This is a genomic window from Pseudomonas mediterranea CFBP 5447 (assembly GCF_000774145.1).
Taxonomy (GTDB): domain Bacteria; phylum Pseudomonadota; class Gammaproteobacteria; order Pseudomonadales; family Pseudomonadaceae; genus Aquipseudomonas; species Aquipseudomonas mediterranea.
In genome coordinates, this window is sequence record NZ_KN322983.1 from 804,907 (window position 1) to 825,121 (window position 20,215).

17 protein-coding genes are annotated in these 20,215 nt (G+C 62.5%); 16 read left to right on the top strand and 1 reads right to left on the bottom strand.

Features of this window, described 5'->3' with window-relative positions; genetic code table 11:
* The first annotated feature begins 245 nt into the window (after nt 1-245).
* The 3 genes from hcnA to hcnC are packed head-to-tail and all read left to right on the top strand — an operon-like array spanning nt 246 to nt 3,245.
* Nucleotides 246-569, top strand: a complete 324-nt coding sequence (gene hcnA / locus N005_RS09190; protein ID WP_041022151.1) for a cyanide-forming glycine dehydrogenase subunit HcnA — start codon at nt 246-248, stop codon at nt 567-569.
* Nucleotides 566-1,975 (top strand): cyanide-forming glycine dehydrogenase subunit HcnB, encoded by a 1,410-nt coding sequence (gene hcnB, locus N005_RS09195; RefSeq protein ID WP_047700892.1) that lies wholly within the window; start codon nt 566-568, stop codon nt 1,973-1,975. The genes hcnA and hcnB overlap by 4 nt, the downstream gene beginning before the upstream one ends.
* Nucleotides 1,968-3,245, top strand: a complete 1,278-nt coding sequence (gene hcnC / locus N005_RS09200) for a cyanide-forming glycine dehydrogenase subunit HcnC (protein ID WP_047700893.1) — start codon at nt 1,968-1,970, stop codon at nt 3,243-3,245. Before hcnB ends, hcnC begins: the two co-directional genes overlap by 8 nt.
* Nucleotides 3,246-3,404: 159 nt before the next feature.
* On the opposite strand, the gene N005_RS09205 is transcribed toward hcnC, so the two are convergent.
* On the bottom strand, nt 3,405-4,325 hold the full coding sequence (locus N005_RS09205; RefSeq protein ID WP_041022148.1) for a MurR/RpiR family transcriptional regulator: 921 nt from the start codon (nt 4,323-4,325) through the stop codon (nt 3,405-3,407).
* A 311-nt stretch (nt 4,326-4,636) separates the two neighbouring features.
* Here N005_RS09205 and N005_RS09210 point away from each other — a divergent pair, with 311 nt between their 5' ends.
* From N005_RS09210 to N005_RS09265, 13 genes are all read left to right on the top strand, one after another.
* Nucleotides 4,637-6,574, top strand: coding sequence for a bifunctional 5-dehydro-2-deoxygluconokinase/5-dehydro-2-deoxyphosphogluconate aldolase (locus tag N005_RS09210; RefSeq protein ID WP_047700894.1), 1,938 nt, complete (start codon nt 4,637-4,639; stop codon nt 6,572-6,574).
* 162 nt (nt 6,575-6,736) lie between these two features.
* Nucleotides 6,737-7,630, top strand: coding sequence for a myo-inosose-2 dehydratase (iolE, locus tag N005_RS09215; protein ID WP_047700895.1), 894 nt, complete (start codon nt 6,737-6,739; stop codon nt 7,628-7,630).
* The gene (gene iolB / locus N005_RS09220) at nt 7,627-8,436 is read left to right on the top strand and encodes a 5-deoxy-glucuronate isomerase (protein ID WP_047700896.1); all 810 of its coding nucleotides are present in this window, start codon (nt 7,627-7,629) and stop codon (nt 8,434-8,436) included. Before iolE ends, iolB begins: the two co-directional genes overlap by 4 nt.
* Nucleotides 8,437-8,497: 61 nt before the next feature.
* Complete coding sequence (locus N005_RS09225; RefSeq protein ID WP_047700897.1) at nt 8,498-9,319, top strand: TIM barrel protein; 822 nt, start codon at nt 8,498-8,500, stop codon at nt 9,317-9,319.
* 138 nt (nt 9,320-9,457) lie between these two features.
* Nucleotides 9,458-11,389, top strand: a complete 1,932-nt coding sequence (gene iolD, locus N005_RS09230) for a 3D-(3,5/4)-trihydroxycyclohexane-1,2-dione acylhydrolase (decyclizing) (RefSeq protein ID WP_047700898.1) — start codon at nt 9,458-9,460, stop codon at nt 11,387-11,389.
* Nucleotides 11,390-11,411: 22 nt separating this feature from the next.
* Nucleotides 11,412-12,422, top strand: a complete 1,011-nt coding sequence (gene iolG / locus N005_RS09235) for a bifunctional inositol 2-dehydrogenase/D-chiro-inositol 1-dehydrogenase (RefSeq protein ID WP_047700899.1) — start codon at nt 11,412-11,414, stop codon at nt 12,420-12,422.
* Between the two features lie 210 nt (nt 12,423-12,632).
* Entirely contained in the window at nt 12,633-13,685 is a 1,053-nt protein-coding gene (locus N005_RS09240) for a Gfo/Idh/MocA family protein (RefSeq protein WP_047700900.1), read from the top strand.
* A 141-nt stretch (nt 13,686-13,826) separates the two neighbouring features.
* Nucleotides 13,827-13,979 (top strand): hypothetical protein, encoded by a 153-nt coding sequence (locus tag N005_RS29405; RefSeq protein WP_162843601.1) that lies wholly within the window; start codon nt 13,827-13,829, stop codon nt 13,977-13,979.
* Nucleotides 13,980-14,032: 53 nt separating this feature from the next.
* Complete coding sequence (locus N005_RS09245) at nt 14,033-14,959, top strand: sugar ABC transporter substrate-binding protein (RefSeq protein WP_047700901.1); 927 nt, start codon at nt 14,033-14,035, stop codon at nt 14,957-14,959.
* Nucleotides 14,960-15,039: 80 nt separating this feature from the next.
* The gene (locus tag N005_RS09250; RefSeq protein ID WP_047700902.1) at nt 15,040-16,593 is read left to right on the top strand and encodes a sugar ABC transporter ATP-binding protein; all 1,554 of its coding nucleotides are present in this window, start codon (nt 15,040-15,042) and stop codon (nt 16,591-16,593) included.
* A 53-nt stretch (nt 16,594-16,646) separates the two neighbouring features.
* Entirely contained in the window at nt 16,647-17,669 is a 1,023-nt protein-coding gene (locus N005_RS09255; protein WP_047700903.1) for an ABC transporter permease, read from the top strand.
* 326 nt (nt 17,670-17,995) lie between these two features.
* Nucleotides 17,996-18,400, top strand: a complete 405-nt coding sequence (locus N005_RS09260) for a TraR/DksA family transcriptional regulator (protein ID WP_024780047.1) — start codon at nt 17,996-17,998, stop codon at nt 18,398-18,400.
* Nucleotides 18,401-18,979: 579 nt separating this feature from the next.
* On the top strand, nt 18,980-20,203 hold the full coding sequence (locus N005_RS09265; protein ID WP_392397530.1) for a methyl-accepting chemotaxis protein: 1,224 nt from the start codon (nt 18,980-18,982) through the stop codon (nt 20,201-20,203).
* Nucleotides 20,204-20,215 lie beyond the last annotated feature (12 nt).

Genomic DNA, 20,215 nt, shown 5'->3' on the forward strand with positions numbered 1-20,215 from the left:
AAAACCTGTCGGCTTTCTGAAAAAAAGTTCATGGACGGGCAAATGGTTTCACTGGCCTGGATCAACACTTGGTCACAAATAATCCCTAACATGAATCGAGTGCGCACCATTATGTTGCGTCCGTTGCCCTGCCTTGGCGCGCTGTCGCCGTCGGGTACCGACGCTAAACCGGTGATGGTGTGCTGCAAGGAGCCGAGACCTCACCGGTCTTCGATAAAGCATTCACATCAAGGAAGAGCCGCATCATGCAGCCTCAAGACCTTCTACGCCAAAAATTCGATATCCAACCCTTGACCCGGCCCGACATGACGGTGCACCTGGACGGGCGGATCGTCAATGCCGCCCGGGGCGAAACCGTCCTGACCGTTATCCAGTCCCAGGGTCAGCGCCAGGTAGCCCGTAACGATCATGGCCAGATCAGTGGCGCCTACTGCGGCATGGGCGTGTGCCAATGCTGTCTGGTCAGGATCGACGGTCGTCACAAGCGCCGCGCCTGCCAGACCCAGGTACGCCCCGGTATGCAGATCGAAACCCGGACCAACCGTATCGTCGAAACGGAGGCGCCATGAACCTCGCTCCGGTGATCGTCGGCGGTGGACCGGCCGGCATGGCAGCCGCCATCGAACTGGCAGCCCATGGGCTGCGCTGCACGTTGCTGGAAGAGGCACCGCGCCTGGGCGGCGTGGTATATCGCGGGCCGTTGCGTGACGGCGTCAGCCTCGACTACCTGGGACCGCGCTACAGCGAAGCCCTGGAAAAACTCCACGGCGAGTTCGACCGGCACGCCGGGCTGATCGACGTCCGGCTCAACCACCGCGTCGTCGGGGCCGAGGGGTTGCGGGCGCTGATGCTGCTGGATGCCGAGGAGCGTGTATGCGAGGTCGCCTATTCCCATCTGGTCCTGGCGGCCGGTTGTCATGAGCGCAGCGTGCCGTTCCCCGGCTGGACCCTGCCCGGGGTGATGCTGCTGGGGGGCCTGCAACTGCAGATCAAGAGCGGAGTGGTCAAGCCACCGAGCCCGGTGGTGATCGCCGGTACCGGCCCGTTGCTGCCGCTGGTGGCGTGTCAGCTGCATGCCGCGGGCGTGGCCGTGGCCGGTGTCTATGAAGCCTGCGCATTCGGCCGGATTGCCAAGGAAAGCCTGGCGTTGCTGAACAAGCCGCAGCTTTTCCTCGATGGCCTGAGCATGCTGGCCTACCTCAAGCGTCATCGCATACCCGTGCGCTATGGCTGGGGCGTGGTGCAGGCCCATGGCGAGGGCGAGTTGAACATGGTCACCGTCGCACCGTATTCCAACGACTGGGAACCCGACCTCGAACGTGCCGAACAGGTACCGGCCCAGACGTTGGCGGTCGGCTACGGTTTCATACCGCGCACCCAGTTGAGCCAGCAGATGGGCCTGGAGCATGGTTTCAGCGACGATGGCTATCTGCGGGCGGTGTCCGATGCCTGGCAGCAAAGCAGCGAGGCGCACATCCACCTGGCCGGTGACATGGGCGGGATTCGCGGCGGTGAAGCGGCCATGTTGAGCGGACGCATCGCTGCGCTGTCGGTGCTGATGCAGTGCAATGTGCTGTATTCCCATGCCGCCCTCGAACGGCGGGGGCAGTATCAGGCGAAGTTGGACCGGATCATCCGCTTCCGTGCCGCCGTGGACCGCTACACCCGGCGCGGAGCCGGGCAAACCGCGCTGCCGACGGCCGATACGGTGATCTGCCGCTGTGAGCACGCCACCCGCGCCGACATCGACCGGGCCATTGAACAGGGCGTGCAGGACGTCGCCAGCCTGAAGATGCGCACCCGGGTGAGCATGGGCGATTGCCAGGGGCGGATGTGCGTGGGGTACTGCAGCGACCGCCTGCGCGAGGCCACCGGGCGTGCCGACGTCGGCTGGTTGCGGCCGCGCTTCCCGATCGATCCGATACCGTTTTCAGCGTTCCGCAATGTCGGCATGGAGGGCGCGCACCATGATTAAGCACCCAGGGATCCAGGACTACGATGTGGTTATCGCCGGTGGTGGCGTGATCGGCGCTTCCTGTGCCTACCAGTTGTCCAAGCGCAAGCACTTGAGAATCGCCCTGATCGATGCCAAGCGCCCCGGCAACGCGACCCGCGCGTCGGCCGGCGGCCTGTGGGCCATCGGCGAGTCGGTGGGGTTGGGATGCGGGGTGATCTTCTTTCGCATGATGTCGGCCAACCGCAAGCGCCAGACCCAGGGAGCGGCCGTGGCGGTGGATGCCAGTACGCCGCACATCCTGCCCCAGTCGTTCTTCGATTTTGCCTTGCAGTCCAACGCGATGTACCCCCAGCTGCACCGGGAGTTGCTGGACAACCATGGCATGGATATCAAGTTCGAGGAAACCGGGCTCAAGTTCGTGATCTACGACGATGAGGATCGCTTGTATGCCGAGCACATCGTCGCCTGCATTCCCCACCTGTCGGATCAGGTGCGCTGGCTTGACCAGGCCGCCCTGCGCGAGGCCGAGCCCAGCGTCAGCCATGAGGCCCGGGGCGCACTGGAGTTCCTGTGCGATCACCAGGTCAGCCCGTTCCGGCTGGCCGATGCCTACACCGAAGGTGCCCGGCAGAATGGTGTCGACCTGTACTTCAACACCCACGTTACCGAAGTGTTGCGCAGCGGGACACGGGTGACGGGAGTAAAAACCGCCGAGGCCGGAACCTTCCACTGCCGGACCCTGATCAATGCCAGCGGTGCCTGGGCGGCGGACCTGAGCGAGCAGGCCACCGGCGTGCGGATTCCGGTCAAGCCGGTCAAGGGGCAGATCCTGCTGACCGAGCGCATGCCGAAGCTTCTCAACGGCTGCCTGACCACCAGCGACTGCTACGTGGCGCAGAAAGACAACGGCGAAATCCTCATCGGCAGCACCACCGAAGACAAGGGCTTCGACGTGACCACGACCTACCCGGAGATCGAGGGGCTGGTGCAGGGGGCGATGCGCTGCATCCCGCAACTGGCCGACATCAACCTCAAGCGGACCTGGGCCGGCCTGCGCCCGGGCTCCCCCGATGAATTGCCGATCCTGGGGCCGATGCGAGGGGTGGAAGGTTACCTCAATGCCTGCGGGCATTTCCGCACCGGCATCCTGACCTCGGCCATTACCGGGGTCCTGCTGGACAGGCTGGTGAACAACGAGCCGCTGCCGCTGGATATCACGCCGTTCCTGGCAGACCGTTTCGAGGTGACGTCGAGGGTTGCTGAGCCGAAGGATGTTGAACTGGCCTGAGACGGCGAGCTGTTGTGAACACAACATTTGCAGCCATCTGGGAATCCTGTGGGAGCGAGCCTGCTCGCGATGGCGCCGGGTCAATGGAGTCGATGTTGGCTGATCCACCGCTATCGCGAGCAAGCTTTGCTCCCACAGGGATGGCGTGTACGTCGGTCGTTAATCCTCGAACCCCACCTGTTCATGGATCTCATCCACCTTGAGTTCCAGCCGGTACGCCACGGCGATGAACAACGCTTGGCACAGGCACAGGGTGGCGCTCAACGAGCGGAAGGCGAAGGAGCTGCCTTCGTTCACCAGCAGTACGGTGTTGGCGCGTTTTGCCAGGGGCGACAGGTTGCTGTCGGTGATGATCAGCGTCTTGGCCTGGTGATGCTGGGCGATGCGCAGGCAGTGCTGGGTTTCCTTGCCATAGGGCGTGAAGCTGATGGCGATCACCAGGTCATTGGCGCGGACACTGCGCATCTGCTCGCGATAACTGCCCCCCAGGCCGGACACCAGATGGATGCGTTTGTTGGTGTGTTGCAGGTTATAGACCAGGTAATCGGCCACGGCAAAGGAGCGTCGCACGCCCACCACATAGATATTGTCGGCATTGACCACCAGGTCGACAGCCTTGTCGAACGCCTGGTCGTCCAGTTCCAGCCCCAGTCGTTCGATGCCCGACAGCGTGGCGTTGATGCACTCGCGTGCCAGGTCGCCGCCGCTGGCTTTCTGCGACTTGTTGGCGATCATGCTGCGAATGCGTTGCTGGTAGTTCTGTACCGGCGTGGTCTTGTGGGTATAGGCCTCGCGGAACAAGGCCTGCATTTCGCTGAACCCGCTGAAGCCGAACCGTTGGGAGAAGCGCACGATGGCCGAGGGATGCACTTCGCACTCGCGGGCGATGTCGCTGATGCGATCGACCATGATCCGGTCGCTTTGCTGGCTCATGTAGCTGGCAATACGCTTGAGCTGGCGCGGCAGGCTTTCATATTCGTCGGTGATCAGTTGCAACAGACGCTCGGCATTGATCGGTGGGCTGGCGAGGGCGGCCTCGGACGCGCTCTCGGATGGCGCCGGCAGATCGGGGCGGGTCATAGATAATCCTTCTGGCTTGTTCTTATAGAGCCGTCCGCTGAAAGACCGGCCCTCGACAATAAGTTGGCTGCTCGCAGTCTACAGCGTAGGGGCAGGGAAAATCATGACGGGTAACGTCGCAATCCATGACTGGAACGACGCACCGTGTCTGACACAGCTGATTTGCAGTTTATTGGAAAATATATTCCACATAAAAATTTTATAGAAAAATTATTGATTGTTGCTCCTCGCTCGTTTTAGTCTGCATTCACCAAGAGCGTTGGCGCCGGTCCGGCAGCGAACGCAGGCTGATAAAAATAACAGGAGCCAGCATGGGCCAGACTCGTTTTGCCAGTGGGCGTCAATTGGATGTGATCTGCCTGGGACGCCTGGGCGTGGACCTGTATGCGCAGCAAGTCGGGGCACGGCTGGAGGATGTGTCGAGCTTCGCCAAATACCTGGGCGGCTCGTCGGCCAACATCGCTTTCGGTACCGCGCGACTTGGGCTCAGGTCGGCGATGTTGAGCCGGGTAGGGGACGACCACATGGGTCGTTTCCTGGTGGAGTCCCTGGCTCGCGAAGGCTGCGATGTCAGTGGCATCAAGGTTGACCCCGAGCGCCTGACCGCCCTGGTCTTGCTGGGCATCAAGGATCGGGAAACCTTTCCCCTGGTGTTCTATCGGGAAAACTGCGCCGACATGGCACTGCGCGCCGAAGACATCGACGAGGCCTTCATCGCTTCGAGCAAAGCCCTGCTGATCACCGGCACTCATTTCTCTACCGAAGGCGTCTACAACGCCAGTCTCCGGGCGCTGGATCATGCCGCCAAGCACAACGTCAAACGCATACTGGACATCGATTACCGGCCGGTGCTCTGGGGCCTGACGGGCAAGGCCGATGGGGAAACCCGTTTCGTCGCCGACCAGAAAGTCAGCCAGCATGTGCAAGGCATCCTGCCGCGTTTCGATCTGATCGTCGGCACCGAAGAAGAATTCCTGATTGCCGGCGGCAGCGAAGATCTGCTGACGGCACTGCGTACCGTCCGTTCGCTGACGGCGGCCACCCTGGTGGTCAAGCTCGGCCCGCAGGGTTGCACGGTGATTCACGGGGTCATCCCGGCCCGACTCGAGGACGGTGCCATTTATCCGGGTGTACGCGTTGAGGTACTGAATGTATTGGGGGCCGGCGATGCCTTCATGTCGGGCTTCCTCGCCGGCTGGCTGGAGGACGCCAGCGACGAGCGTTGCTGCCAACTGGCCAATGCCTGCGGTGGCCTGGTGGTGTCGCGTCACGGCTGCGCGCCGGCGATGCCGACCCGGGCTGAACTCGACTACCTGTTCGACAGCCCGGTGCCGATCACCCGACCCGACCAGGACCCCGTGCTGCAGCGCTTGCATCAGGTCAGCGTGCCGCGCAAGGCCTGGAAGCAACTGTTCATCTTTGCTTTTGACCATCGCTGGCAACTGGTGGAACTGGCGCAAAAGGGTGATCGAGACTTGAGTTGCATTGGCGCCCTCAAGCAACTGTTCATCCAGGCGGTGGAACGGGTCGAAGCCGACCTGCAGCGTCAGGGCGTCGAGGCCGATGTCGGCTTGCTGGCCGATCAACGTTTCGGCCAGGACTCGTTGAACGCCGCCACCGGGCGCGGCTGGTGGGTTGCCCGGCCGGTGGAGGTGCAAGGTTCGCGTCCGCTGGCGTTCGAACATGGGCGTTCCATCGGCAGCAACCTCATTGCCTGGCCCAGCGAACAGATCATCAAGTGCCTGGTGCAGTTCCACCCTGACGACGAACCGCTGCTGCGCCTGGAGCAGGAGGCGCAACTGATGGGCCTCTACAAGGCCTCCCAGGTCAGCGGCCATGAATTGCTGCTGGAGGTCATTCCACCGAAAGATCATCCGTCGCCCCATCCTGACGTGCTGTATCGCGCGCTCAAGCGCCTCTACAACCTGGGCATCTACCCGGCGTGGTGGAAGATCGAAGCCCAGACAGCGGAGGAGTGGAAACAGCTCGACGAGCTGATCCAACAGCGCGACCCGTATTGTCGTGGCGTCGTGCTCCTGGGGCTCAACGCCCCGGCTGCCGCCTTGGCCGAAGGGTTTCGCCAGGCCAGCCAGAGCACGACCTGCCGGGGATTTGCCGTGGGCCGCACGATTTTCCAGGAGCCGAGCCGGGCCTGGCTGGCGGGGGAAATCGATGATGAAACGCTGATCCGGCAGGTGCAGGACACGTTTGTGGAGTTGATCGAGGCGTGGCGTGCTGCCCGCAGCTGAATATTGTGAACCCTGAGCCTGATGTGGGAGCGAGCCTGCTCGCGATGGCGGACTAACTGTTAGCAGTCAGTCGTCTGAAAGACCGCTATCGCGAGCAGGCTCGCTCCCACAAGGTTCTCCGCAGCTTTCAATTGCTATGTAAAAACAATAAAAGGTGCAGCCATGCCCGCTATTCGAATTGGCATCAACCCGATCTCTTGGAGCAACGACGACTTGCCGTCCCTGGGTGGTGAGACGCCGTTGAGCACTGCGCTGAGCGAAGGCAAGGCCATCGGCTACGAGGGGTTCGAGCTCAACGGCAAGTTTCCCAAGGACGCCAAGGGCGTCGGCGATGTGCTGCGTCCCTATGGCCTGGCGCTGGTGTCCGGTTGGTACTCCAGTCGCCTGGCCCGACGCTCGGCGGCCGAGGAAATCGATGGGATTGCCGCCCATGTGCAGTTGCTGGCGCAAAACGGCGCCAGGGTGCTGGTCTATGGCGAAGTCGCCGACTCTATCCAAGGCCAGCGCATTCCCCTGATCGAGCGGCCGCGCTTTCACACCGACGACGCCTGGCAGGCCTATGCCGACAAGCTCACCGAACTGGCCCGCTTCACCTTGTCCCACGGCGTGCGCCTGGCCTATCACCACCACATGGGCGCCTATGTCGAGTCGCCCTCGGACATCGACAAGCTGATGGCCCTGACCGGCAGTGAGGTCGGCCTGCTGTTCGACTCGGGCCATTGCTACATGGGCGGTGGCGAGCCGTTGCAGGTGTTGCGCAAGCACATCGAGCGGGTCTGCCATGTGCACTTCAAGGATGTGCGCAAGCCCGTGGTGCAACTGGCGCGCAACCATCTCTGGAGCTTCCCGGACTGCATCGTCAATGGCACCTTCACTGTGCCGGGGGACGGCGACATCGATTTCGCCGCGTTGCTGGACGTCCTGCTGGCCGCCGATTACCAGGGCTGGCTGGTGGTGGAAGCCGAACAGGACCCGGCCGTGGCGCCGAGTTATGCCTACGCCAAGAAGGGCTACGACACCTTGCGCGCGTTGTTGTTGGAAAGGAGTTCCTCATGAGTCTGTTGATCAAGAACCAGCCCGCAGGCCGGACCATGGTCCAACTGCCCCAGGGCGAGTTGGAGTACGTCGGGTTCGCCGCCTACCGCCTGAGCCTCGGTGAAACCCTGCCGGTGGCCGCCGGCGACAAGGAGCTATGCCTGGTGCTGCTCAGTGGTCGCATCGGCCTCAACGGCGAAGCGCCGGGGCAGGGCAGTTTCGCCTGGGACAACCTCGGCGATCGCCAGTCGGTGTTCGAGGACAAATCGCCCTACGCTGCTTACTTGCCGCCCGGCAGCCAGGCCCAGGTGACCGCCTTGAGCGACGTACAGCTCGCCGTCTGTGCCGCGCCGGGTTCCAGCCAGAACGATTACGGCCCACGGCTGATCCGCCCCGACAATATGAAGCGCAGCGTGCGCGGCAAAGGCGCGAATACCCGGTATATCTGCGACATCCTGCCGGACAGCGAACCGGCCCACTCGCTGCTGGTGGTGGAAGTGCGCACGCCGTCGGGTCATTCGTCGAGCTATCCACCTCACAAGCACGACACCGACGACCTGCCGCACCAGAGTTTCCTGGAGGAAACCTACTATCACCAGATCAATCCGTCCCAGGGCTTCGTGTTCCAGCGGGTCTACACCGACGACCGCAGCATCGACCAGGCCATGGCCGTGGAGAACGGCGACCTGGTGGTGGTGCCCAAGGGCTACCACCCGGTCAGCGTGCCTTACGGGTACGAGTCGTACTACCTGAACGTCATGGCCGGTCCGAAGCGGGTCTGGCAGTTCCATAACGACCCGCAGCACAGTTGGTTGCTGGATCTCTGAACACACCGTTTGCTGCCCGCTCACCCACGCCGTTTCGTATGGACACTGGAGGGATAACAAGATGAATAAGCCCCTGCGTTTTGCCTTGAACCGAATGGTTGCCCCGCGCCTGTCGTTGCCCGAATTCATCGATCTGGCGCTGGCCTTGAAAACCGATGCCATCGAGATCCGCAACGATCTGAAAGGCATCGAGATCGAGAACGGCATGGCGCCGGCTCGCGTGCGCGAGTTGTGCGAAGAGCGGGGCATCAAGGTGTTGTCGATCAACGCTCTCTATCCCTTCGACGTGTGGAACGAGGAGCGCCGCGCCCAAGCCCTGAGGTTGGCCGACTATGCCCGCGAATGTGGCGCCGAGGGCCTGGTCATGTGCCCGCTCAATGAGCGTGCCGACCCACGCAGCGAGGCCGAGCGCGCGGCGGGGCTGCGTACGGCGCTCAGCGAACTGGCGCCGATCCTGCGGGCTTTTGGTATCTACGGCTTCATCGAGCCCCTGGGGTTCGAGGAATGTTCGTTGCGTCGCAAGGGGACGGCGGTAGCAGCGATCAAGGCCACCGGCGGGCTGGATGTGTTCCGCCTGGTGCACGATACCTTTCATCACCATCTGGCGGGTGAGCAGGCGTTCTTCCCCGAACTGACCGGGCTGGTGCACATCTCCGGCGTGGAAGATGCCCAGGCACCGTTGGCGACGATCCGCGACGGTCACCGGGTGTTGGTGGGCAAGGCCGACATCCTCGGCAACGCCGCGCAGATCGAAGCGCTGCGGGCCGGTGGCTATGACGGTTACTTGTCCTTCGAACCGTTCGCCGAGAGCGTTCATGAACTGGCCGACATCCGCCAGGCGTTGGGGGCGAGCATGAGCCATTTGCAGGATTCACAGGCCTGACCCAACCTCCAAGAACCCCCTTGTGGGAGCGAGCCTGCTCGCGATGGCGGCCTGCCAAGCACATTGATGTCGGCTGACACACCGCCATCGCGAGCAGGCTCGCTCCCACAGGGATCGCATTCCAGACAAGGTGCAAGCATGTCCACAACACGACTGACCATGGCCCAGGCCCTGGTGAAATTCCTCGATAACCAGTACGTCGAGGTCGACGGTGTCCAGAGCAAGTTCGTCGCCGGGGTCTTTACCATTTTCGGCCACGGCAACGTGCTGGGCCTGGGCCAGGCGCTGGAACAGGACAGCGGCGAGCTGGTGGTCCATCAGGGCCGCAACGAACAGGGCATGGCCCACGCCGCCATTGGCTTCGCCAAGCAGAACCTGCGCCGGAAGATCTACGCCTGTACCTCGTCGGTCGGCCCCGGTGCGGCGAACATGGTGACCGCGGCAGCCACCGCGACGGCCAATCGCATTCCGCTGCTGCTGTTGCCCGGCGATGTCTACGCCAGCCGTCAACCGGACCCGGTGCTGCAACAGATCGAGCAGTTCCACGACCTGAGCATCAGCACCAACGATGCGTTCAAGGCGGTGAGCAAATACTGGGACCGGATCAACCGTCCCGAGCAATTGATGAGCGCCGCAATCCAGGCCATGCGCGTGCTCACCGATCCGGCCGAGACCGGCGCGGTGACCCTGGCGTTGCCCCAGGATGTGCAGGGCGAAGCCTATGACTACCCGGACTGTTTCCTGGCCAGGCGCGTGCATCGCATCGACCGCCGTCCGGCCACCGCGGCGATGCTCAGCGATGCCCTGGCCCTGCTCAAGGGCAAGCGCCGGCCGCTGATCATCTGTGGCGGCGGGGTGAAGTACGCCGGCGCCAACGCCGCATTGCAAGCCTTTGCCGAACGCTTCGACATCCCCTTTGCCGAGACCCAGGCCGGCAAGAGCGCCGTGGTGTCCAGTCATCCGCTGAACGTCGGCGGTGTTGGCGAAACCGGCTGCCTGGCGGCGAACCTGCTGGCCAAGGAAGCGGACCTGATCATCGGCATCGGTACCCGCTACAGCGATTTCACCACCGGCTCAAAATGGCTGTTCCAGCAGCCGGGGGTGCAGTTCCTCAACCTGAATATCAGCCCATGCGACGCGCTGAAACTCGACGGCGTGCAGTTGCTGGCCGATGCTCGCGCGGGGCTGGAAGCGCTGTTCGCCGCCATGGGGGATTACCGTGCCGGATGGGGCGGGCGGATCGCCGACGCCAAGGGGCAACTGGAGGCTGAGGTGGACCGGGTCTACCAGGCCGATTACCAGGCCGAGGATTTCGTCCCGGAAATCAACGACGGCATGGACCCGGCGGTGTTTCGCGAATTCATCGAACTCACCGGCTCCTGCCTGACCCAGAGTCGGGTATTGGGCACCCTCAACGAAGCCTTGGCGGATGACGCGATCATCGTCGCCGCCGCCGGCAGCCTGCCCGGTGACTTGCAGCGCAGTTGGCGCAGCAAGGGCGTGAACACCTACCACCTCGAATACGGCTATTCCTGCATGGGATACGAGGTGAATGCGGCACTGGGGGTGAAGCTCGCCGAGCCTGATAAAGAGGTGTACGCCCTGGTGGGTGACGGTTCCTACATGATGTTGCATTCGGAGCTGGCGACCTCGATCCAGGAGCGGCGCAAGATCAACGTGGTGCTGCTGGACAACATGGCGTTCGGCTGCATCAACAACTTGCAGATGGGAAACGGGATGGACAGCTTCGGCACCGAGTTCCGCTTCCGCGACCCGGACACCGGCAAGCTCGACGGCGCTTTCGTGCCGGTGGATTTCGCCATGAGCGCGGCGGCCTACGGTTGCAAGACCTACAAGGTGAAGACCCTCGATGAACTGCGCGCGGCCCTGGCCGACGCACGGCTGCAAACGGTCTCGACCCTGATCGACATCAAGGTCCTGCCCAAGACCATGATCCACGGCTACCTGTCGTGGTGGCGGGTGGGTGTGGCGCAAGTCTCCACCAGCGCCCGGACCAACGCCGTCGCCAAGGCCCTCAATGAACGACTGGCCCAGGCCCGTCAGTACTGATCACAACAACAAGGAGTTCCAAATGTCTTTGAAGCTGGGCGTCATCGGCACCGGGGCCATCGGCCAGGACCATATCCGTCGTTGCAGCCAGACCTTGCTCAACAGCCAGGTGGTGGCGGTGACCGACATCAACCTGGCCCAGGCGGCGAAAGTGGTGGCCGACCTGAAACTGACCGCCGAGGTCTATCCCGATGGGCACACGCTGATCAAGGCCCCGGAAGTCGAGGCGATCCTCGTCACGTCCTGGGGGCCGAGTCATGAGGAGTTCGTGCTGGCGGCGATCGCCGCCGGAAAACCGGTGTTCTGTGAAAAGCCCCTGGCCGTCACGGCTGAAGGTTGCCGCCGGATCGTCGAGGCCGAGGTGGCCCATGGCAAGCGACGGGTGCAGGTCGGTTTCATGCGCCCGTACGATGAAGGCTATCGGGCGCTCAAGGCGGTGATCGACAGCGGCCAGATCGGTGAACCGCTGATGCTGCATTGCGCCCACCGCAACCCCAGCGTGGGTGAAAACTACAAGACCGATATGGCGATCACCGACACCCTGATCCATGAGTTGGATGTGCTGCGCTGGCTGTTGGCCGACGATTACGTGTCGGTGCAGGTGGTATTTCCGCGCAAGACCAGCAAGGCCCTGGCTCACCTGCGCGATCCCCAGGTCGTCCTGCTGGAAACCGCCAAGGGCACGCGCATCGACGTGGAAGTGTTCGTCAACTGCCAGTACGGCTATGACATCCAGTGCGAAGTGGTGGGGGAGACCGGCATCGCCAAGTTGCCGGAACCGTCCCAGGTGCAGCTGCGCAGCGGCGCCAAGCTGTCCAATGCCATCCTGATGGACTGGAAGGATCGCTTCATCGCCGCTTATGACGTCGAGTTGCAGGCCTTTATCGACGGCGTTCGCGCCGGCCAGGTGGGCGGCCCTTCGGCGTGGGACGGTTTCGCCGCGGCGGTGGCGGCGGATGCCTGCATCGAGGCGCAGGGCAGTGGGCAGATCGTCAAGGTGGAGCTGCCTGAGCGGCCGCGTTTCTACGGCTGATCACTGTTTTAAATGTGGGGGCGAGCCTGCTCGCGATGGCGGTGTGTCAGGCGACATCATTCTACGGTTGATGGTTGTCCCTGTGGGAGCCGAGCTTGCTCGCGATGGCGGTAGTTCAGTCAGCATCGATGCCATCTGATCCGACGCTATCGCGAGCAAGCTCGGCTCCCACAAGGACCGCGTCCACTCAACGATTTATAAGGAGCTTTCATGCGAATCGGACTGGTGGGCTACGGCAAGGGTGGACGGTTCTTTCATGCGCCGCTGATCAGCAGTTTGCCGGGAGCGACGTTCGTCGGCGTGGTGACCCGGTCCGTCGAGCGCCGCCAGCAACTGGCGACCGAACATCCCGCTGTCCAGGCTTTCGACACGCTGGAGCAACTGGTGGCGGCGGGTGTCGACGCGGTGGTGGTTTCCACGCCCCTGGACGGTCGTCCGGCGCTGGTGATGGAGGCCATCGAGCGGGGCGTCGCGGTGGTCAGCGACAAACCGTTCGCCGCTGATGCCCAGCAGGCCGAGGCGATGGTGCTGGCGGCCGAACGCCACAACGTGCCGCTCTGCGTGTACCAGAACCGGCGCTGGGACTCGGACTTCCTGACCGTGCGCAAATTGTTGGCGTCCGGTGTCCTGGGACAGGTCCTGCGGTTCGAGTCCAGCGTCGAACGCTATTCGCCGACCTCGGTGGGCAAGGGCAGCGGTGGCGGATTCCTGCGAGACCTGGGCAGTCATCTGGTGGACCAGGCACTGCAACTGTTCGGGCCGGTGGTGCAGGTGTACGCCGAGCTGGACTATCGGCAGCCAGGCCAGGTTTTCGACAATGGCTTCTTCATGTCCCTGAGCCATGCCAACGGCGTGGTGTCGCACTTGAGTGGCAGTTGCCTGCAGAACGCGCCGCGCCCACGGTTCCGGGTCAGTGGTTCCGAGGGCTGTTACACCGTCGAGGGATTGGATGGGCAGGAAGCCCAGGCCCTGGCTGGCTTGAGTCCGGCGACCGAGGGCGAACGCTGGGGGGCCGAAGAACATCGACGCTGGGGCTGGTTCGAGCACGGCAGCGAGCGCGAGCGGGTGACGTCGGAGCGCGGTTGTTGGATCGAATTCTATCAGCGCTTGCAAACCGCTTTGCAGGGAGCTGGCCCGCTGCCAGTCCTGCCCCGTGATGCACTGGCGACCACCCGTTTGCTGGATGCTGCCCGGCAGAGCGCGGAACGTCATGAAGTGGTGATGTGGGCCACGCCCATCGGTCATGGAACAGAAAACGAATAAAATTCTAAAATCTGTTGATGTGGAAAATTTTTTCCAATAAAGTCTTTTTCAGGTTACCGACATCCAGTTCCCGCTTGTGCAACGGCTTTTTAAACAGGCGGCGGACTCAACAAAAACAAGAAACACAGCCAGGTACCGTCGATGAAAACCTTCAGCCGCTCTGCGTTTCATCTGTCACATCTGCTGCGCTTGTCCGCAGTCCTTCCCCTGTTCGAATCCCTGTGCATCCAGCGCAACGGCGCCGTGGTGTGTTGCATGCCCGGCGCGCCCATCGTGCGTTTGCCGCGTTCCTGAGTTCCGACACGCCTTATCCATAAAACCAACAAGAATGTGGAGAAAGACCGTTCATGAAGACCAAGACCCGTATCGCCTCGTTGGCCCTGTCGTTGATGCTTGCCAGCGGCGCTGCCCTGGCGGACCTGAAGATCGGGGTCAGCATGTCGCAGTTCGACGACACCTGGCTGACTTACCTGCGCGAGTCCATGGACAAGAAGGCCAAGTCCATGCCGGATGGCGTCACCCTGCAATTCGAAGACGCCCGCAGTGACGTGGTCAAGCAACTGAGCCAGGTCGAAAGTTTCATCAGCCAGAAAGTCGACGCCATCATCGTCAACCCGGTGGACACCGCCGCCACCCAGCGCATCACCAAGTCCGCCGTGGCGGCCGGCATTCCGCTGGTCTACGTCAACCGTCGCCCCGATGACCTGAAACTGCCGACCGGCGTGGTGACCGTGGCCTCGGACGACCTGGAAGCCGGGCGGATGCAGATGCAATACCTGGCCGACAAAATGGGCGGCAAGGGCGATATCGTGATCCTGCTGGGAGACCTGGCCAACAACTCCACTACCAACCGCACCAAGGGCGTCAAGGAAGTGCTCGCCAAGTACCCGAACATCAAGATCGAACAGGAACAGACCGGTACCTGGTCCAGGGACAAGGGCATGACCCTGGTCAACGACTGGCTGACCCAGGGACGTGAGTTCAATGCGGTGGTAGCGAACAACGATGAGATGGCCATCGGCGCGTCCATGGCGCTCAAGGGCGCCGGCAAGGAGAAGGGCAGCGTACTGATTGCCGGGGTCGACGGCACGCCGGATGGCCTGAACGCCGTGAAGAAGGGCGACATGGCGGTCTCGGTGTTCCAGGATGCCAAGGGCCAGGCCGACGGTTCGATCGACACGGCGGTGAAGATGATCAAGAAACAGCCGGTGGAACAGGCCGTCTGGGTGCCTTATCGCCTGATCACGCCGGAAAACGTCGACCAGTTCAAGTAACGTTCCTCGCACCGCTGGTTCGACCACAACACTAAGCAGGCAAGGACGCCACGCCGACCTTGCCGAGGGAGTACCTGACCATGTTTGCCTCAGCGATAGCTTCGAGCGCCCCGGCAATGACTGTCCCGCCGGGCGTACTACCTGACGAACCGTATCTGCTGGAAGTCGTCAATGTCAGCAAGGGATTTCCCGGCGTGGTGGCCTTGTCCGACGTGCAGTTGCGGGTACGCCCCGGTTCCGTCCTGGCCCTGATGGGCGAAAACGGCGCCGGTAAATCCACCCTGATGAAGATCATTGCCGGCATCTACCAGCCGGACGCCGGTGAGCTGCGCCTGCGGGGCAAGCCGGTCACCTTCGACACGCCCCTGGCGGCGTTGCAGTCCGGCATTGCGATGATCCATCAGGAACTGAACCTGATGCCGCACATGAGCATCGCCGAAAATATCTGGATCGGTCGCGAACAGCTCAATGGCCTGCACATGATCGACCACGGGGAGATGCACCGTTGCACCGCCAGCTTGCTGGAGCGCCTGCGGATCAACCTCGACCCCGAGGAACAGGTGGGCAACCTGAGCATTGCCGAGCGGCAGATGGTGGAAATCGCCAAGGCGGTGTCCTATGACTCCGACATCCTGATCATGGACGAACCGACCTCGGCCATCACTGAAACGGAAGTCGCCCACCTGTTCTCGATCATTGCCGACCTCAAGGCCCAGGGTAAGGGCATCATCTATATCACCCATAAAATGAACGAAGTGTTCGCCATCGCCGATGAGGTGGCGGTGTTTCGCGACGGCAGCTACATCGGTCTGCAACGGGCCGACAGCATGGACGGCGACAGTCTGATCTCGATGATGGTCGGACGGGAATTGAGCCAGCTGTTTCCGGAGCGAGACAAACCCATTGGCGAGTTGGTGCTGTCGGTGCGCGATTTGAGCCTGGACGGCATCTTCAAGGGGGTTTCCTTCGACCTGCACGCTGGGGAGATCCTCGGCATCGCCGGGCTGATGGGTTCGGGACGGACCAATGTGGCCGAAGCGATCTTCGGCGTCACGCCCAGTACCGGCGGCGAGATTCTGCTGGATGGCCAACCGGTGCGCATCAGCGACCCGCACATGGCCATCGAGAAAGGGTTTGCCTTGCTGACCGAGGATCGCAAGCTCAGTGGGCTGTTCCCGTGCTTGTCGGTGCTGGAAAACATGGAAATGGCCGTGCTGCCCCATTACGTCGGCAATGGCTTCATCCAGCAGAAAGCCTTGCGCGCCTTGTGCGAAGACATGTGCAAGAAGCTGCGGGTCAAGACCCCGTCCCTGGAGCAGTGCATCGACACCTTGTCCGGCGGCAATCAACAGAAGGCGCTGCTGGCCCGCTGGCTGATGACCAACCCGCGGATCCTGATCCTCGACGAGCCGACCCGTGGCATCGATGTCGGTGCCAAGGCCGAGATCTATCGGCTCATTGCCTACCTCGCCAGCGAGGGCATGGCGGTCATCATGATTTCCTCCGAGCTGCCGGAAGTGCTGGGCATGAGCGACCGGGTCCTGGTGATGCACGAAGGCGACCTGATGGGCACCCTCGACCGCAGCGAAGCGACCCAGGAGCGGGTCATGCAACTGGCCTCGGGGCTGTCTTGAGGCCGCAAGGCCGAGCAGTAAGCCCTCGCAACAGATAAAAAAGGTGGATGGCAATGAACGCGATACTGGAAAACAAACCCGCGGCCGCACCGGCCAGGACGCGCCGGCGGTTGCCGACGGAGCTGAGTATCTTCCTGGTGCTGATCGGCATTGGCCTGGTGTTCGAATTGTTCGGCTGGATCATGCGCGACCAGAGTTTCCTGATGAACTCCCAGCGGCTGGTCCTGATGATCCTGCAAGTGTCGATCATCGGCCTGCTGGCCATCGGGGTGACCCAGGTCATCATCACCACCGGCATCGACCTGTCGTCCGGTTCCGTACTGGCGTTGTCGGCCATGATCGCCGCCAGCCTGGCCCAGACCTCGGATTTTGCCCGTGCCGTGTTTCCGTCCCTCACCGATCTACCGGCATGGATACCGGTGCTGGCAGGGTTGGGCGTGGGGCTGCTGGCCGGGGCGATCAACGGCAGCATCATCGCCATCACCGGCATCCCGCCCTTTATTGCCACCCTCGGCATGATGGTGTCGGCCCGCGGCCTGGCGCGTTACTACACCGAAGGCCAGCCGGTGAGCATGTTGTCGGATTCCTACACCGCCATCGGTCATGGCGCCATGCCGGTGATCATCTTCCTGGTGGTGGCGGTGATTTTCCATATTGCCCTGCGCTACACCAAGTACGGCAAATACACCTATGCCATCGGCGGTAACATGCAGGCGGCGCGTACCTCGGGGATCAACGTCAAGCGGCACCTGGTCATCGTCTACAGCATCGCCGGGTTGCTGGCGGGCCTCGCCGGGGTGGTGGCTTCGGCGCGGGCTGCGACCGGGCAGGCCGGCATGGGCATGTCCTATGAGCTGGATGCGATTGCCGCGGCGGTGATCGGCGGTACTAGCCTGGCCGGTGGAGTAGGGCGCATCACCGGGACGGTGATCGGCGCGCTGATCCTTGGCGTCATGGCCAGCGGCTTCACGTTCGTCGGCGTCGATGCCTACATCCAGGACATCATCAAGGGGCTGATCATTGTAGTCGCGGTGGTCATCGACCAATACCGCAACAAGCGCAAACTCAAGCGTTAACGATTGCCCTGCTGCGACAAAGCGCCACGCCTGATCCGCGTGGCGTTGCCATTTGTCTTCTTGATACAGCCATTACAGCGAATTTCTTGTTATAAACGCACTCCGATGATCGCCAGAAGCCTGTCAGAGAACATTTGAAGGGGTTGTCGGACATTTTCCCATGTTTTCGGTTGCTGAGGCCTCGACTCGGCCTTAGACTGCCGCCCCTCGTAAATTGAGTGCCGGGTGGCGCTTGGAATAGACGGCGCCTTCCTGACGAGCGTGGCAGCTGCGCTGCGGGACGCTCCATAATTCGCCTTAATGCACGTTTTTTTATAGAGATATCAATGACAAAGGAAAAGTTGCTGGCCATGCCGGCGGATGACTACATGAACGCCGAGCAGCTGGCTTTCTTCACCAAGCTGTTGCAGAACATGAAAGTCGAAACCCACGAGCGCATCGAACAGAACCGAATCGCCATTGAAAGCCTGGATTCTCCGGCAGACCCGGCCGACGCTGCTTCCGTAGAAGAAGAGCGCACCTGGCTGGTCAACGCCATCGATCGTGACCAGCGCATGCTGCCCCAGCTGGAGCAGGCCCTGGATCGCATCAACGACGAAAGCTTCGGCTGGTGCGACGACAGCGGCGAGCCGATCGGCCTCAAGCGCCTGCTGATCAGCCCGACCACCAAGTACTGCATCGAAGCCCAGGAACGTCACGAGCAGATCGACAAGCACCAGCGTCAGGCCTGATCCGCTACTTTTCGCCATATCGAAGGCTGCGCAGACCCTGTGGCGAGGGAGCTTGCTCCCGCCAGGCCACGTAGCGGCCCTCGAAAATCCCACACCTGCGTTGATCTGCTGCAAGAACGCGACTAATGGACCATGGATAATGGCTCCGTAGTGGCGTTTAATGCGGGCATAACAACGAGAAGTGTGGTGACGAACATGGCGACAGATGGAACTCTGGCGGCGGTGCCTGCCTCGGTATCGGCTACGAAAAGCACGGCGCGCTGGCTGACGCCGACCTTGCAGAGTCTTGCCCTGACCTTGCTGCTGTGCGGCATGGTGTTGGGAGGCTGGTCGCTGTACCTGGGCCTGCCCCTGGCGATGCTGATCGTCTGGTTGCCGCGCCTGCGCTCGCGCCTGGTCGCCGCATCCCAGCCTTCGTCGAATACCGGCTCACTGGCCGAGTTGACCCGGGACCTGTCCTACACCACCAGTCATAACGCGTTGTCGGCCGCCGGCGTCGCTTATTCGGTCAGGCAACTCGCCGGCAAGGTCCAGTCACAACTCGATGCGGCCGCGCAGATCGTCAGCAACGCCGAAGCGATGATCGTCACCGAACAGGCCACGTCCCAACTCAGCCAGCAAGCTTTGGGCGCTGCCAGCGAAGCCCATCGCAGCAGCGTTGCCGGGCGCAGCGAACTGGTGGAGTCCATCAGCCGCATGCACCAGCTCAGCCAGCGGGCAAACGACAGCCGCGAGTTGATCGAGGCCTTGAGCGTGCGCAGCGACGAGATCCAGCGGGTCAGCCTGGTGATTCAGTCCATTGCCAGCCAGACCAACCTGCTGGCGCTGAACGCGGCCATCGAGGCGGCGCGGGCCGGGGAACATGGTCGTGGCTTTGCCGTGGTTGCCGATGAAGTCCGTGGCCTGGCGGGTCGCACAGCGGCAGCGACCGGCGAGGTCGGGGTCATGGTGGCGGATATCCAGCAGCGCACTGCCCAGGTGGTCGAGCAGATCCGCCAACTGGCCGCCGATCTGGACAGCGGTGTGCAGCAGGTCGAGCACACGGGCCAACACCTTGAGAACATTGCCCGGCTCGCCGCCGGTGTCGAAACCCAGGTCAGCGCCATCGCCCAGGGCACCGACACCAACCGCGAACAGCTCGACAGTCTGTTCCACGCCATCGAACAAATGCGCAGCGACCTGTCCATCAGCGACCAGCAGACCCAACGCCTGGCCGAAGCGGCCGTGCAGATGGAAGGCCAGGCTGAAACCATCAGCGAGCGCCTGGCCGAGGTGGGTCTCGACGATTATCACCAGCGGGTCTACGACCTGGCGCGGGAAGGCGCGAGCCAGATCGCCGCGCAATTCGAGGCGGATATCGATCAAGGGCGTGTCAGCCTGGAGGACCTGTTCGATCGTAACTACCAGGCTATTCCCAATACCCATCCCGCCAAGTTCCAGACCCGTTTCGACCGTTATACCGACCAGGTCCTGCCGGCCATCCAGGAGCCTTTGCTCGCCCGGCATGAAGGCCTGGTGTTTGCGATTGCCTGTACCCAGCAAGGGTATGTGCCGACCCACAACAAAGTCTTCAGCCAGCCGTTGACCGGCGATCCTGCCGTCGACACGCTGAACAACCGTACCAAGCGCAAGTTCTCCGATCGCACCGGAATTCGATGCGGCAGCCACCAGCAACCGGTGCTGTTGCAGACCTATACCCGCGACACGGGCGAGCTGATGCATGACCTGTCCGTGCCCATCATGATCAAGGGGCGCCACTGGGGTGGGTTGCGGTTGGGTTATAAGCCCGAGAAGCCGCGCTAGGCTATCCATTTG